Annotated in this window: 12 protein-coding genes; all 12 read left to right on the top strand. The window is 61.3% G+C overall.

Features of this window, described 5'->3' with window-relative positions; all coding sequences use genetic code 11:
- Positions 1 to 73 precede the first annotated feature (73 nt).
- The 12 genes from ACYVM5_RS20455 to ACYVM5_RS20400 all read left to right on the top strand — a co-directional run bounded on the left by ACYVM5_RS20455 (position 74) and on the right by ACYVM5_RS20400 (position 15678).
- On the top strand, positions 74 to 751 hold the full coding sequence (locus tag ACYVM5_RS20455; RefSeq protein WP_460619934.1) for a response regulator transcription factor: 678 nt from the start codon (positions 74 to 76) through the stop codon (positions 749 to 751).
- A 78-nt stretch (positions 752 to 829) separates the two neighbouring features.
- Positions 830 to 2146 carry a sensor histidine kinase gene (locus tag ACYVM5_RS20450; RefSeq protein ID WP_460619933.1) on the top strand — a complete coding sequence of 439 codons (1317 nt, stop codon included), beginning with the start codon at positions 830 to 832 and terminating at the stop codon, positions 2144 to 2146.
- A gap of 56 nt (positions 2147 to 2202) precedes the next feature.
- Positions 2203 to 2640: a PepSY-like domain-containing protein gene (locus ACYVM5_RS20445; protein ID WP_460619932.1), complete on the top strand. Its 438-nt coding sequence runs from the start codon at positions 2203 to 2205 to the stop codon at positions 2638 to 2640.
- A 203-nt stretch (positions 2641 to 2843) separates the two neighbouring features.
- The gene (locus ACYVM5_RS20440; RefSeq protein WP_460619931.1) at positions 2844 to 3659 is read left to right on the top strand and encodes an SDR family oxidoreductase; all 816 of its coding nucleotides are present in this window, start codon (positions 2844 to 2846) and stop codon (positions 3657 to 3659) included.
- 165 nt (positions 3660 to 3824) lie between these two features.
- On the top strand, positions 3825 to 6464 hold the full coding sequence (locus tag ACYVM5_RS20435; RefSeq protein ID WP_460619930.1) for a glucosidase family protein: 2640 nt from the start codon (positions 3825 to 3827) through the stop codon (positions 6462 to 6464).
- 45 nt (positions 6465 to 6509) lie between these two features.
- Positions 6510 to 7136: a cyclase family protein gene (locus ACYVM5_RS20430; protein WP_460619929.1), complete on the top strand. Its 627-nt coding sequence runs from the start codon at positions 6510 to 6512 to the stop codon at positions 7134 to 7136.
- A 151-nt stretch (positions 7137 to 7287) separates the two neighbouring features.
- Entirely contained in the window at positions 7288 to 7770 is a 483-nt protein-coding gene (locus ACYVM5_RS20425) for a DUF6799 domain-containing protein (protein WP_460619928.1), read from the top strand.
- Positions 7771 to 7796: 26 nt separating this feature from the next.
- Positions 7797 to 9908 carry a WG repeat-containing protein gene (locus tag ACYVM5_RS20420; RefSeq protein WP_460619927.1) on the top strand — a complete coding sequence of 704 codons (2112 nt, stop codon included), beginning with the start codon at positions 7797 to 7799 and terminating at the stop codon, positions 9906 to 9908.
- Between the two features lie 210 nt (positions 9909 to 10118).
- Positions 10119 to 11591: a CoA-acylating methylmalonate-semialdehyde dehydrogenase gene (locus ACYVM5_RS20415; protein ID WP_460619926.1), complete on the top strand. Its 1473-nt coding sequence runs from the start codon at positions 10119 to 10121 to the stop codon at positions 11589 to 11591.
- 148 nt (positions 11592 to 11739) lie between these two features.
- Positions 11740 to 13092, top strand: a complete 1353-nt coding sequence (locus ACYVM5_RS20410) for a PLP-dependent aminotransferase family protein (RefSeq protein WP_460619925.1) — start codon at positions 11740 to 11742, stop codon at positions 13090 to 13092.
- A 100-nt stretch (positions 13093 to 13192) separates the two neighbouring features.
- Entirely contained in the window at positions 13193 to 14566 is a 1374-nt protein-coding gene (gene hydA / locus ACYVM5_RS20405; protein WP_460619924.1) for a dihydropyrimidinase, read from the top strand.
- A 245-nt stretch (positions 14567 to 14811) separates the two neighbouring features.
- Positions 14812 to 15678, top strand: a complete 867-nt coding sequence (locus ACYVM5_RS20400; protein ID WP_460619923.1) for a carbon-nitrogen hydrolase family protein — start codon at positions 14812 to 14814, stop codon at positions 15676 to 15678.
- The last annotated feature ends 21 nt before the right edge of the window (positions 15679 to 15699 follow it).

Raw genomic sequence — 15699 nt, 5'->3', positions numbered from 1 at the left:
CACGGCACAGAATATATACAAACTTTGCCCCTTCCTTCGCGGCTGTGCCGCCATCCATCCGGACTTCCTGCTCATGAAAATTCTCCTCGTTGAAGACGAAGCCGCCCTGCGCACCGCCCTCATGGGCTCCCTCAAGCAGGCCGGCTACCTGGTGGAAGCCGCCGCCGATTTTGCCCAGGCGCACGAAAAAATCAAGCTCTACCAGTACGACTGCGTGCTGCTCGACCTGACCCTGCCCGACGGCTCCGGCCTCGACCTGCTCCGCGCCCTCAAATCGGATGGCTCGCCGGCCGGCGTGCTCATCATCACGGCCCGCGATGCCCTCGACGACAAAATCGCGGGCCTCGACCTCGGGGCCGACGACTACCTCATCAAGCCCTTCCACCTCTCCGAGCTCAATGCCCGGCTGCGGGCCATCATCCGCCGCCGCCAGTTTCAGGGCCAGCAGCAAATCACCTTCCGCGAGCTGCTGGTGCTGCCCGAACTGGCCGAAGTGCACGTGCGCGGCGAGCTCCTCACCCTCACCCGTAAGGAGTACGACCTGCTGCTGTACCTGCTCGCCAACCCCGGCCGCGTGCTCACCAAGGAAGCCATTGCCGAGCACCTCTGCGGCGATGCCGTGGATGCCGCCGACTCGTTCGATTTTATCTACACCCACCTCAAAAACCTGCGCAAAAAGCTTCAGGAGAAGGGCGCGGACAACTACATCCGCACCATGTACGGCGTGGGCTACAAGCTGAGCCACGAGTAGCCGGCGAGGGAAGAAACAAAAGCAGCCCGGGCTTACTAGTAATATTGCACGCATCCCGCGCTTCTTTTCTATCCCGGCATGAACCTGCTCAACGCTACCACTCGCTACTATCTACTGCTGGCCTTGCTCTTGTTTGTGGGCGGCAGCCTGGGGCTTTATTACGGTATCAACTGGGCGCTGCGCACGGAGGTGGACGAGCAGCTGGCCGACCGCCGCCGGGAGCTGCTGGCCAAAGCCCAGGCCAACGAGCTGCCCCCCGTGGGCCAGCTGGCCATCCTGCTCGACATCAGCCGCACGCCCCGCCCGCTCGGCTTCCGCGATACCCTGCTGCTCGACCGCACCGAAGACGAAATGGTGCCGCACCGGCAGCTCACGTTTCCGATGACGGTGCACGGCGAGGGGCCGGTGTGGGTGTCGTTGCGCAAGTCGTTGGTCGAGGCCGAAGACCTGCTGGGCGTGGTGCTGGCCGTGATGCTGAGCGTGCTGGCCCTGCTGCTGGCCGGCATGGTGGGGCTAAACCGCTGGCTGTCGGCGCGGCTGTGGGCCCCGTTCCGGCACACGCTGGCGGCGTTGCGGCAGTACGATTTGCAGCAGCACCGGCCCCTGGCGCTGCCCGTGCCGCCCGTGGCCGAGTTCGCCGAGCTGAACCAGGCCCTGAACGGATTCAGCCAGCGCCTGGTGACCGATTATGAGAGCCTGCGCGAGTTTACAGCCAACGCCGCCCACGAAACCCAGACGCCCCTGGCCATCATGCAGGCCCAGCTGGAGCAGTTGTTGCAAGTGCCCGCCCTGGCCGAAGACCCGGCGGTGGCCCCGCTCGTGGCCGACCTCTACGGGGCCACGCTGCGCCTCTCGCGCCTGCACCAGGCCCTGAGCCTGCTCAGCAAAATCGAAAACCGACAGTTTGCCCAGGCCCAGCCCGTGCGCCTCGACCAGCTGCTGGAAGAGAAAATGGCTCAGCTTGAGCCCCTCTTCGAAGCCCGCGAGCTGCGCTACGGCCTCGACATCAGCCACGGCCCTGTGGTGGTGCAGATGCACCCCGGCCTGGCCGACTCGCTGCTCCAGAACCTGCTGCAAAACGCCGTGAAGCACAACGTGCGCGGCGGCGAGCTGGCCGTTTCACTATCAACTACCGAGCTGAAAGTCACCAACACCGGCCCGGCCGTAGAGGGCGACCCGGCCCGGTTCTTCGAGCGATTCCGCAAGCACAACGCCGCCTCCGAGTCGCCGGGCCTCGGCCTGAGTATTGTGCAACAAATCTGCGGCTATTACGGCTTCGGGGTCGAGTATTCGGTGGCGAAGGCGGGCACCCGCCACACCCTGCGCGTCAGCCTGAAACCCATGGCCGGGGTGCCCGCGAAAAAAAGCAGCGCGGCTGCCATCATCACAGAGTAGCTCCAGAATGGCCGGATAGATTTGGTGCGCATTCACCTTATAACTCCTGCAATTCCATGAAAAAGCAACTCCTGCTGGCCGCTGCAGCCATGCTGACCGCCGGTGCCGCCCAAGCTCAGAAAGTTGCTGCCGCGCAAGTGCCGGCCGCCGCCACGGCCACGTTCAAAAAGACCTTTCCCACCGTGAAAACCGTGAAGTGGGAGAAGGAGGGGGCCGACTACGAAGCCGGCTTCGATATGGGCAAAGCCGAGATGTCGGCCGTCATCACCGCCGCCGGTGTACTCAAGGAAACCGAGACAGAAATGGCCGTAGCTCAGCTGCCCGCTCCCGTGCAAAAGGCCCTGGCCGCCAACTACAAAGGCCACAAAATCACGGAAGCCGCTAAAATCGTGACCGCCGCCACCGGCGCTACCACCTACGAAGCCGAAATAAGCCAGGCGGGCCAGCACCGCGACGTGCTATTCAACGCCGACGGCACCGAAGTGAAGAAATAGCGCCCGCACATTCTTTCAGCTGAAACAGCCCGGTTGCCCTTGCGGCGGCCGGGCTGTTCTTATGCAGAATAAACCCCGCCGGATGGGGCGCGTATGCCATTTGCTGCCTCTTCGGCCGTGCTGTTGTCTTCATCAAAAGCTCAGGCCGCCTTGGTAGCATTACGCCTTCAATCGTCTCTTCATCAATCCCCACACCTTCCCGCATGGCCACTCCCGACCCCCGGCGTCTCGCCAATCAAATTGCCCTCGTCACGGGGGCCAGTTCCGGCATTGGCGTGGCCGTGGCCGTTGCCCTGGCCGCCCACGGTGCCACCGTGGTGGTGAACTATGGCCACGATGAAGAAGGCGCCAATGCCACCGTCGCCACCATTGAGGCGGCCGGCGGCACGGTCCTGGCCATCAAGGCCGACGTGAGCAAGGAAGACGAGGTGCAGGCCATGTTCAAGCAGACCATTGAGCGGTTCGGCACGGTGCACATCGTGGTGGCCAACGCCGGCCTGCAGGTCGACGCGAAGTTTGTCGACATGACGTTGGCACAATGGCAGAAGGTGATTGACGTGAACCTGACCGGTCAGTTCCTGTGCCTGCGCGAGGGCGCCCGCGAGTTTATCCGGCGCGGCGAGCAGCCCGATATTTCCCGCGCCACCGGCAAGCTCATCTGCATGAGCTCGGTGCACGAAGTCATTCCGTGGGCCGGCCACGTCAACTACGCCGCCAGCAAGGGCGGCATCATGCAACTCATGAAAAGCACCGCGCAGGAGCTGGCGCCGCACAAAATCCGGGTTAACAGCATTGCCCCCGGCGCCATTGCCACGCCCATCAACCTCTCGGCCCGCGACACGCCCGAGGAGGAAAAAGCCCTGCTCACCCTTATTCCCTACAACCGCGTGGGCGACCCCGCCGACATCGGCAACCTCGCCGCCTGGCTGGCTTCGGACGAAGCCGACTACATCACCGGCCAAACCATTTTTATGGACGGCGGCATGACGCTCTACCCGGGCTTCGCCGATAACGGCTGAGTAAGGGAGAAATCAGCTGTCATCCTGAGTGCAGCGAAGGACCTTATCACTGCTGAACGGTTTGCAGTAATCAACTGCTGCGAGCGTGATAAGGTCCTTCGCTGCGCTCAGGATGACAGCCAATTTCAGACTGCCCTACCTACCCGCGCTCCCAACTGAAAAAGCATGAACCCCGAACAATCCCGCCTCGCTGAAGCCAATGCCGGCACCAAACCCTGGCGCAAGTTCGGTCCCTACGTGGCCGACCGGCAGTGGGGCACCGTGCGCGAAGACTACAGCGCCAACGGCGACGCCTGGAACTTCACCACCCACGACCAGGCCCGCAGCCGCGCCTACCGCTGGGGCGAGGAGGCCCTGGCCGGCTTCTGCGACGAGGAGCAGCACCTGTGCTTCGGCCTGGGCCTCTGGAACGGGCAGGACGCCATTCTTAAGGAGCGGCTGTTTGGGCTGAGCGGGCCGGAGGGCAACCACGGCGAGGACGTGAAGGAGGTCTATTATTACCTCGACGCCACGCCCACGCACTCCTACCAGCGCATGCTGTACAAGTACCCGCAGCACGCTTTCCCCTACGAGTGGCTGGTGCAGGAAAACGCCCGCCGCGACCGTATGAAGCCGGAATTTGAGCTAATGGACACGGCCATCTTTCTGGAAAATAAATACTTCGATGTGTTCGTGGAGTATGCCAAGGCCGATGCCGAGGACGTGCTCATCCAGCTCACCATCGTCAACCGCGGCCCGGCCGAAGCCACGCTGCACCTGCTGCCGCAGCTCTGGTTCCGCAACACCTGGGCCTGGGGCGAGGATGCCTACCGGCCCAAGCTGGCCGCTACTGCCGACAACCACATCCACGCCGAGCATCGGGATTTGGGCAGATTCACGCTCTATTGCGAAGAAGCGCCCAGCCTGCTTTTTTGCGAAAATGCCACCAACAACGGCCGCCTCCACAACGCGCCCTCCACGGAGCAGTTTTTCAAAGACGGCATCAACGACTACCTGCTCCACGGCCAGGCCGGGGCCGTGAACGCCGCCCGCACGGGCACCAAAGCCGCCGCGCATTACGAGCTAACCATCGCAGCGGGCGCTACCCGCGTGGTGCGCCTGCGCCTGGCCGCGCCGGACCTGAAAGCCCCCTTCGCCGATTTCGACCAGGCCCTGAAGCTGCGCCTGGCCGAAGCCGACCAGTTCTACCAAACCCTGCAGGCCGACCTGCCCAGCGCCGATGCCCGCCTGGTGCAGCGTCAGGCCTTCGCCGGCATGCTCTGGAGCAAGCAGTTCTATTACTACGACGTGCCCCGCTGGCTGACCGGCGACCCCGCCTTCCCGCCGCCGCCTTCCGAGCGCCTCGAAGGCCGCAACAGTACCGGCTGGGTGCACCTCAACAACCAGCACATCATCTCGATGCCCGACACCTGGGAATATCCCTGGTACGCGGCCTGGGACCTGGCCTTTCACTGCCTGCCGCTGGCCCAGCTTGATGCGCAATTTGCCAAAGACCAGCTGCTGCTGCTGTGCCGCGACTGGTACATGCACCCCAACGGCCAGCTGCCTGCCTACGAGTGGAAGCTGAGCGACGTGAACCCGCCGGTGCATGCCTACGCCACCTGGCGCGTGTTTAAAATGGACCAGAAGGCCCACGGTGGCCACGGCGACGTAAAGTTTCTGGAAACCATTTTCCACCGCCTGCTCATCAATTTCACCTGGTGGGTGAACCGCAAGGACCGCGACGGCCGCAACATCTTCGAGGGCGGCTTCTTGGGGTTGGACAACATTGGTGTGTTCGACCGCTCGGCCCCGCTGCCCTACGGCGGCTACCTGGAGCAGGCCGACGGCACCGCCTGGGTGGCCATGTACGCGCTCAACATGATGCGCATCGCCCTCCAGCTCAGCCAGACCAACCCCGTGTACCAGGACCTGGCCAGCAAGTTTTTCGAGCACTTCCTCTACATCGCCGAGGCCATGACCAACGTGGCCAACGAGCACATGGACCTCTGGGACGACGAGGACGAGTTCTACTACGACGCCCTGAACACGCCCGACCGCGGCCACGAGCTGCTGAAAGTGCGCAGCCTGGTGGGCCTGATTCCCATGTTCGCGGTAGAGGTTATTGATGAGGATTTGCTAAAGGGCGCGCCGGAATTCCTGGCCCGCATGAACTGGTTTCTGGACAACCGGCCAGCGTTGGCCTCGCTGGTATCGCGCTGGCAGGAGCCCGGCAAGGGGGCCCGCCACCTGCTCTCGCTGCTGCGCGGCCACCGGGTGAAACGTTTATTGTCCAGAATGTTGGATGAGGCCGAATTTCTCTCGCCCTACGGCGTTCGCAGCCTCTCGCGCTACCACTTGGAGCATCCGTTCGTGTTCCGGGGCACCGAAACCCAGTTCACCGTCAACTACGAGCCGGCCGAATCGCAAACCAGCCTTTTCGGCGGCAACAGCAACTGGCGCGGTCCCGTGTGGATGCCCATGAATTTCCTGCTCATCGAGTCGCTGCAACGCTTCCACCACTACTACGGCGACGATTTCAAGGTGGAGTACCCCACCAATTCCGGTAAAACGGTTACCCTGCTCGAAGTGGCCGACGCTCTCACCACGCGCCTCACCCAGCTCTTCCTGCGCGACCCCGAAACCGGCCGCCGCGCCTGCTTCGGCGACGATAAGCAGCTGCAAACCGACCCCAATTTCCGCGACCATCTCTGGTTCCACGAATACTTCCACGGCGACAACGGCCACGGCCTGGGTGCCAGCCACCAAACCGGCTGGACGGGGCTGATTGCGAAGCTGCTCCAGCCGAGGAGCGGTGGCAGTTAAGATGAAAAAGCTCGTCATGCCATAATCATTAACCCTAGCTTCCTTATGCCCACACCCGCCCCCTGGCTCGACGCCACCACGCCCATCCGCGACGGCATGGTGCACTGGCCCGACAACGCCCCTGTCCACGTCAAAAAAACGCTGAGCATCGCCACCGGCGCGGCGGCCAACGTCACCGAAGTTTCGATGAGTGCCCACACCGGCACCCACGTCGATGCCCCGCTGCACTTCACTGCCAACGCCGGCGATATCACCACGCTGGACCTCGCCCGTCTCATGGGTCCGGCGCGCGTCGTGGCCATCACCGACCCCAAAAGCATCAGCCTGGCCGAAGTGCAGCGCCTGGAAATCGAACCCGGTGCCCGGCTGCTGTTCCGCACCCGCATGTCGGATTCGGAATGGAGCACCGCGCCTTTCCAGCCCGATTTTGTGGCCCTGGATGGCAACGCAGCCGTTTTCCTGCGCGATGCGGGTGTGGTCTGCGTCGGGGTCGACTACCTTTCCGTGGGCAAAGCCGATGCTCACCACGCCCTGCTCGATGCCGGCATCTGCGTGATTGAGGGCCTGGCCCTGCAGCACATCGCGCCCGGCGAATACGAAATGCTGTGCCTTCCGCTAAAAATTGTGGACAGCGACGGGGCCCCCGCCCGGGTGCTGCTGCGCCCTCAGTAACAGCCCGCAACAAACCGGAGGACGGCCGCTCGGCTTCCCGGAACCGGTAGGATGATGCTACCCGAAGCAGCCTGGCTTCGTATTTGACGTATACGGCTTGCCGCCGGCTCCCGGGCCGTGCGGCTTCGTCTATTCAGGGTACTTCTATAATATGTTTTTGCGCACCTTTCGGCTCTGCGGAGCCGTTGCCAGTTTGCTGGCGCTACCGGGGCCGGCGCACGCCCGCCAAACGCCGAACAACGATGGCTTTCAGCGCCGCAACGGCCAGATGCAGGTAATCCGCAATGGCCAGCCCCGCCCCATGACCCGCGATGCCCACCTGCCTACCGGCGCCACCGTCACCAAAGACGGCTTCGTGGTGAGCCCCACTGGCCAGCGCATCGAGCTGCGCGAAGGCCAGGGCTGCGACCTGCGCGGCCGTCCCGTGGCCGTGCGTACCGCCGACAATGGGGCCCTGGCTCTGGGCGCGCCCTCGGTTCCGGTGTCCGTTCGCAGTGCCCGTCCCGAGCCTGCGCCTTCATTGCTGGACCAGTTGTTTGGCTCGGATGAGGACAAAGGCAAAGGGAAATTCAAGTTTAAAAAGCACAAAAAGCACCACGGCAAGGGCCACGGCCGGGGCAGGGGCGACGACTAGCGGCCGGCCGCGCATTTCAGTAGTTCATGGTTCATTGTTTTCTCGCGTCTCCTTTCCCTGATGCGGCCCGCACCGGGCAGTTTGCCGCCGTGCAAGCCGCGCTGCAGGCCGAAACCAGCCCCGATACCCTGCTGCTGGGCAACTTGGTGCTGGCCGATGGAACCGCCCCGCTCGATGCCGTGGTGGTGCGCCCGCACAGCATCACACTCCTGGTATTCGCGCCCCGTGGTGGCCGGCTGAGCATTCCCGCGCTCGGCTACGGCCGTTGGCTGCTCGATGGCGCGCCTATACCTCGTTCCGAAGATTTTGACAATACTTTCGAGCAGTTTCGGGAGCAGAAAGCCGCGCTGGCCGCCTGGCTGCAGCCGCGTTTCACCCCTGAACAGGCTGATTTGAATGGAATTTCTGGGTTAGTGTTGTTCGAAGCGCCTGTTGAATTTGGTGCCGATGCGGAAGCCGCTTTGGAAGAAGCGCCGGCCAGCTTCCAGATAACCAATACTGTGGCCGACTTGCCAATCTGCTTACAGAATTTGGCGACGCCTGAAATCAACCTCACCGCTGATGATATTGCCGAGTGGACCGCCGAATGGGCCGCTTTCGTGGCCGCGCCTGTTCAGGCCGAAAGTGGAGCGACTGCCAGCGCAACAACCGGCGCCACTACCGATTCCACCAGCGCCGCCAGCCGTTTCCTGGGCCAGAAAGCCCGCGCCCTCTGGGGCTGGCTCGGGGCCAACGACGTGCCCGACGACGACCTGCCCTACGGCTACGCCAACACGCTAAGCGCCCGCAACGAGGAAAAACAGCAGCTCGAACAACTGCGCCAGCAAATGCAGGCCGACCTCAGCACCCAGTTGCAGGCCCTGGAAGCCCGTGAAGCCGAGCGCGAGCGTAGCATCGCCCAGCTCCGCGCCGAGCTGGCTCAGGCCCCGCCCGTCGCCGCCGAAGCCACCGCCCTCGTCTCGCGCCTCGGGGCCGAAACCCGCGAAAAAGCCGCCCTTGAAGCCGAAATGCAGGCTTCCCGTGACGAACTGGCCGCCCGCAATCAGGAGCTGGATGCCAAGATTCAGCAGCTCAGCCAGCTCATTGGGCAGCTAAGCGCCAGCCCAACAGTTACTTCGCCGGCTGCAGCCCCGTCCATAACGGCCTCAGCACCGCCCACAACTCCCGTTGCCCCGCCTGCCCCGGCAGCCTCACCAGTTGCTGAAAGCAAGCCCGTCGCTGCTGCCACTACTTCCGGTGTTACCGAATCTGACGCGCATCGTGGCGAACCCGTAGAAAGGAGGCCCGATTCGGCTGGATTTAACTCACGGTCAACTGCAGCAGCAGCAAAGCCGGATGCCGAATCAGCACCGCCGGTTTCGGTCCTTTCCAATTACCTTGGAAATCTGCGCGCCCGGGCGCAAGCCGGGGCCGCCGCGTTGCGCCCCCGGCTGCGGCAGGCGCGGGAGTGGGGGCAGGGCCAGCCCCGGGCCGCATTGGCTGCGGCCGGCGTGGCCGTGCTCGGCCTGGGCATCTGGGGGCTGAGCCATGTCGGCGGCACGCCGCCCGTTCCTTTCCAGAAAAATGGCCGTTGGGGCTATGCCGACGCCAGTGGCCAACCCGTCATTCCGGCTCAGTTCACGGCCGCCAGTCCGTTTGAGAAAGGGCAGGCCGTGGTGGCGAAAAACGGCGCGTATGGTTTCGTGAATGAAAACGGCCAAGAGATAATCCCCGCCGCCTACGATGCCCTCAACCCTTACGCCGGCGGCTACGCCCGCGCCCGGGTGGGCGATGCTTACACGTTCATCGATGAAGAAGGCCAGGAATTCGACCATTATTATTTTAACGCGCTCGACTTCGCCGAAGGCCACGCTGCCGTGCTCGACCACCGCGGCTGGCACTACATCAGCGGCCCCACCGAGCCCGATACGGCGCCCGCCATCTTCAAAGAAGCCTACTCTTTTGCCGACGGCCTGGCCCGCGTGAAGCTGACCGATGGCTACACCTTTATCACCGCCGATTATCTTGCCGACCCCAGCCAGGGCACCAAACCTTTCGGCCGCTACCAGCAGGCTTCCGATTTTGTCGATGGCAAAGCCCGGGTGAGAAAAGCCGGCCGCAGCTTCACCATTGATAAGGCCGGCGAAGAAGTGAAGTGACGTAAATGCACCCACTGCGGGTAAAATATTCAGGCGCAGGCAGGCTACATTGGTGGCCCGCCTGCGCCTAATTACTTTAGGTAGATTTTTCGGATGAAATAGTTGGCTGAATGTGAGCGAGTTTAAAAATATTTCCCTCGGAAACGATTGTGGAGTTATTCCATATCCTGCAAAACCCTTAGCTTGCACCCCGCTTAACAATAAGGTAACATGGAAGTTCAAACATTGAAGTATCCGGCCATCCGTAACTACGTGGCTGGCCAGTCGGTAGAAAGTGCCTCTACGCCCACCATGGACGTATTTAGCCCCCTCAGCGGGCAGTTGATTTCCACCTTGCCGCTCAGCAACGCCGCCGCGCTCGACGCCGCCGTGCAGGCCGCCAAAGCCGCCTTCCCCTCGTGGTCGGCCACGCCCATCAAGGAGCGGGTACAAATTTTCTATCGCTATAAAACGCTGTTGGAGCGCGACATGAAAGCCCTCGCCGACCTCGTGCGCGAGGAAAACGGCAAGACCTACGACGAAGCCCGCGCCGAAGTCGAGAAGGCTATTGAGCTGACCGAGTTTGCCTGCTCTATGCCGCAGCTTATCCAGGGCGAATTCCTGGAAGTGAGCAAGGGCGTGGAAGCCCGCGCCGAGCGCAAGCCGCTGGGCGTGGTGGCCAGCATCGCCCCGTTCAACTTCCCCAACATGGTGCCGCACTGGACCATCCCGAACGCCATCGTGCTCGGCAACACCATGATTCTGAAGCCCTCGGAGCAGGTGCCGCTGAGCGCCGTAAAAATCGCCGAGCTGCTGAAAGAAGCCGGCCTGCCCGACGGCGTGCTGAACGTAGTGAACGGCGACAAGGAAATCGTGGAAGCCATCTGCGACCACCCCGAAATCCAAGCCGTGAGCTTCGTAGGCTCCACTGCCATTGCCAAAGTCGTGTATATCCGCGCCACCAGCAACCTGAAGCGCTGCGTAGCCCTCGGCGGTGCCAAAAACCACCTGATGGTGCTGCCCGACGCCCACCCCGAAATGACGGCTTCGAACGTGGCCGCCAGCATGAGCGGCTGCGCGGGCCAGCGCTGCATGGCCGGCTCTACCATGGTAGGCGTGGGCGCGATTGATGGCATCGTAGCCAAAATTGTGGAAGAAGCCAAGAAGATTGTGGCCGGCCAGAACCTCGGCTCGGTTATCAGCAAGCAGGCCAAAGAACGCATCGAAAAGCACATCACCGAAGCCGAAGCTGCCGGTGCCAAAGTCCTGCTCGACGGCCGCAACGCCGTGGTGCCCGGCCACGAAGACGGCTACTACGTGGGCGCCACCGTCATCGATTACGTGACGCCCGACATGCGCATCGCGCAGGAAGAAGTCTTCGGCCCGGTACTCGCCATTATGCGCACCAACACGCTCGACGAGGCCATCGCCATCGAAAACGCCAACCCCTACGGCAACGCCGCCGCCGTCTTCACCAGCAGCGGCAGCAGCGCCCGCTACGTAATGGACCACGCCAACGCCGGCATGATTGGCGTGAACATCGGCGTGCCCGTGCCCCGCGAGCCCTTCTCCTTCGGCGGCTGGAACGACTCGAAATTCGGTGCCTGCGATATCACGGGTAAGAGTTCGATTGAGTTCTGGACGCAGTTGAAAAAGACGACGACCAAGTGGAACCCGGAGTCGCGGGTGAACTGGATGTCATAAGGTTGGAACTGTCATCCTGAGCTTGCGAAGGACCTAAGGACAGTCGAATAGTTTGCAGTAAACATTTAAGCGAGCAGGCGGCGCGGACGTGATAAGGTCCTTCGCTGCGCTCAGGATGACAGACGTCAGCAGTGCCAAACCAATACTCATGGAAACCACCTTCGCCACCGATAAAGACCAAATCCTGCACGACAACCTCGACCACACGCTCTTCTCGTGGTCGAAGCAAACGGGCCTGAACCCTATTAACGCCGAGCGCGCCGAAGGCGTGTACGTGTACGACCGCGACGGCAAGCGTTACATCGACTTCTCGGCCCAGCTGATGAACGTGAACATCGGCCACGGCGACCAGCGCGTGACCGAAGCCGTGGCCGCCCAGATGCGCGAGCTCAGCTACGTGTACCCCGGCATGATTACCAAGGCCCGCGGCGACCTCGGCAAGAAGCTCGCTGAAATCACCGCCCCCAACCTTACCAAGGTATTTTTTACACTGGGTGGGGCCGAGGCCATTGAAAACGCCATCAAGCTGGCGCGAGTGTACACCGGCCGCCACAAGATTGTGTCGCTGTATCAGTCGTTTCACGGGGCCAGCTACGGTGCCATGAGCGTGGGCGGCGACCCCCGCAAGTTTGCCGTGGACAGCCAGGCCATGCCCAGCACCATCCACGTCGAGAACCCATTCTTCTACCGCTGCCCCTGGCATAGCTCCACGCCCGAAGAGTGCGCCCAGCGCGCCGCCGATGCCATGGAGCGCATCATCGGCTACGAAAACCCCGGCAGCGTGGCCGCCATCGTGCTCGAAGGTGAGTCGGGTACGTCGGGCTGCATCAAGTACCCGCCCGGCTACTGGACGCGCATCCGCGAAATCTGCGACAAGCACGGCATCTTGCTCATTGCCGATGAGGTGATGTCGGGCTTCGGCCGCACCGGCAAGTGGTTCGGCTCCGACCACCACAATGTCAAAATCGACATCATGTGCATGGCTAAGGGCATCACCGCCGGTTACCTCCCCCTGGGCGCGGTGATGGTGGACGAGAAAATCGCCAAATCCTTCGACGACAAGCCCCTGCCGCTGGGCCTCACGTACTCGGCCCACCCGGTTTCCTGCGCCGCCGCCGTGGCCGTGCTCGATATCTACGAGAGCGATAATCTGCTCGAAAACACCGTGGAAATGGGCAAGTACATGGATGAGCAGGTGGCCCAGCTCATGCGCCACCACCCCAGCATCGGCGACTGGCGCAACACCGGCCTCTTCGGCTGCATCGAGCTGGTGAAAAACCGTGACACCAAAGAGCCCATGGCCCCCTGGAATGCCACGCCCGCTCAAATGGACATCATGAACCAGGTTGCCGCCAAAATCCGCGAGCTGGGCATGTACACTTTCGTGCGCTGGAACTACATCTTCATTTGTCCCCCGCTGACGATTAATAAAGAGGAGATTGATGAAGGTCTGGCCATTATTTCGGAGGCCATCAGCATTGCGGATAAATACGTGAATTAGCATGTAGCGCGGACTTTGTAGTCCGCGTCTCCGCACATTTATAGCATCGTTCCACCTATTTATTCCGGGACGCGGACTACAAAGTCCGCGCTACTTTTCAATGTCCATTCTCCTCAAAAACGGCCGCGTCGTCACCGCCGATTCGGACGCCGTCTGCGATATCCTGATTGAAGGCGAAACCATCGTTTCCATCGGCCGCAACCTGTCGGCCGAAGGGGCGGAGGTAATTGACTGCACCGGCAAAATCATCGTGCCCGGTGGCATCGACCCGCACGTGCATTTAGAAATGCCCTTCATGGGCACGTTTTCGTCAGATACCTACGAAACCGGCACCCGCGCCGCCCTGCACGGCGGTACCACGATGGTCATCGACTTCATCCTGCAAAAGCAGGGGAATTCGTTGCGTTCGGCTTTTGAGGAGTGGAGTGGCCGGGCCACTGGCAACGCCGTGGGCGACTACAGCTTCCACATGGCCGTGACGGATTTCAACCCCAGTACCAAGGAGGAAATTAAGGACATGGTGGCCGAGGGCATCACTTCCTTCAAAACCTTCATGGCCTACAAGGGCGCGCTCATGATTGATGATGCGCAGATGGTGGGCCTGATGCAGGAAGTGAAAAAGCACGGCGGCCTCGTGACCGCCCACGCCACCAACGGCGACATGATTGACACGCTTATTGCCCAGCACCGGGCGCAGGGCAAACTCACGCCACTCTACCACTACCTCTCGCAGCCCGAAGTAACGGAGGCCGAAGCCTCAGGCCGCTTCGCCGACATTGCCAACTATACCGGCGTGAATGCCTACATCGTGCACCTCACCTGCGAGGGTGCGCTGAATCAGGTGCGCCGCGCCACCGAGCGCAACCAGCGCATGCTGGTTGAAACCTGCATTCAGTATCTAGTGCTGGATGCTTCGCTTTACGAGGACGAAACCAACGGCGCGAAAGTGGTAATGTCGCCGCCGCTACGCGAGAAAAAGGACCAGGCTACGCTTTGGGCCGGCCTTAATCAAGGCTTGGTCAACGTGGTTGGCACCGACCATTGCCCTTTTATGTGGGAGCAGAAGTTGATGGGCAAGGACGACTTCTCAAAAATTCCCAATGGCCACCCCGCCGTGGAGCACCGCATGGAATTGTTGTTTTCGGAAGGCGTGAATAAGGGGAAAATAACGCTGAATAAATTCGTGGAAGTAACTTCTACGAATGCCGCGAAAATATTTGGCATGTTTCCGCGCAAAGGCACCATCAGCATTGGCGCCGATGCAGATTTGGTGATATTCGACCCAACTAAAAAACACATAATTTCGGCCGATACGCACCACATGAATTGTGATTACTCAGCCTACGAGGGCTGGGAGCTAACCGGTAAGATTGACACCGTGTTACTCCGCGGAAAAGTGGCCGTAGATGCCGGAGAAACCAAAGTAGCCAAAGGGTACGGACAGTTTATCAAGCGCGGCAAAACCAATTTCTAACAGGTAATTATCGTTGCCAGCGGACTGGTTGACATAACGAGTGCTTTAAAGCATTCATTTCTTGCTGTGCCCTAGTGTGTAGGATGTACAACTGCCCACTTTTTTGCTTAATTTAAAGCCCGCTTTGGGCTGTTTAATTTGAATTAGCTTTCATCACAACTTAAAGCATTGTGACTTGCCGGTAATTTCTGCCGCACGGCACTCGCTACGACTTAACTCAACTCCATTCATTCTCACCCCCAACAATGCCCAGAATTATTAAATCCGGCCTCATCCAGATGAGCCTGCCGATGACTGAAGGCGAAGGCACGATTGCCGAAATCATGGAAGCTATGGTGCAGAAGCACATTCCGCTCATCGAAGAAGCTGGCCGCCAAGGTGTGCAGATTCTCTGCCTGCAGGAAATCTTCAACACCCCGTATTTCTGCCCCGGCCAGGACAAAGCCTGGTACGCCTCGGCCGAATCGGTGCCCGGCCCCACGACGGACCGCATGGCTGAATACGCCAAAAAATATAACATGGTGATGATTGTGCCCGTGTACGAGCGCGAGTCGGCCGGCTTCCTCTACAACACCGCTGCCGTGATTGATGCCGACGGTACCTACCTCGGCAAGTACCGCAAGAACCACATTCCCCACACCACCGGCTTCTGGGAGAAATTCTTCTTCAAGCCCGGCAACATGGGCTACCCCGTGTTCCAGACCAAGTATGCAAAAGTAGGCGTGTACATCTGCTACGACCGCCACTTCCCCGACGGCGCTCGCATCCTGGGCCTGAACGGCGCTGAAATCGTGTACAACCCTTCGGCCACCGTGGCCGGCCTCTCGCAATACCTCTGGAAGCTGGAGCAACCCGCCCACGCGGCCGCCAACGGCTATTTTATGGGTTGCATCAACCGAGTGGGCGAGGAGAAGCCCTGGAACCTGGGCCGCTTCTACGGCACCAGCTATTTCGTGGACCCGCGCGGCCAGATTATCGCGCAGGCCGATGAGTACAAAGATGAATTGCTGATTGCTGAATTCGACCTCGATATGATTGAGGAAGTGCGCAATACCTGGCAGTTCTTCCGCGACCGCCGCCCCGAAACCTACGAGAAACTGGTAGAGTTGTAGGCGCTTGGCTGACATAAAAAC

The sequence above is a fragment of the Hymenobacter ruber genome (assembly GCF_054783255.1).
The sequence above is the reverse complement of the archived record's forward strand: the minus strand, read 5'-3'. Positions and strand labels throughout refer to the sequence as shown.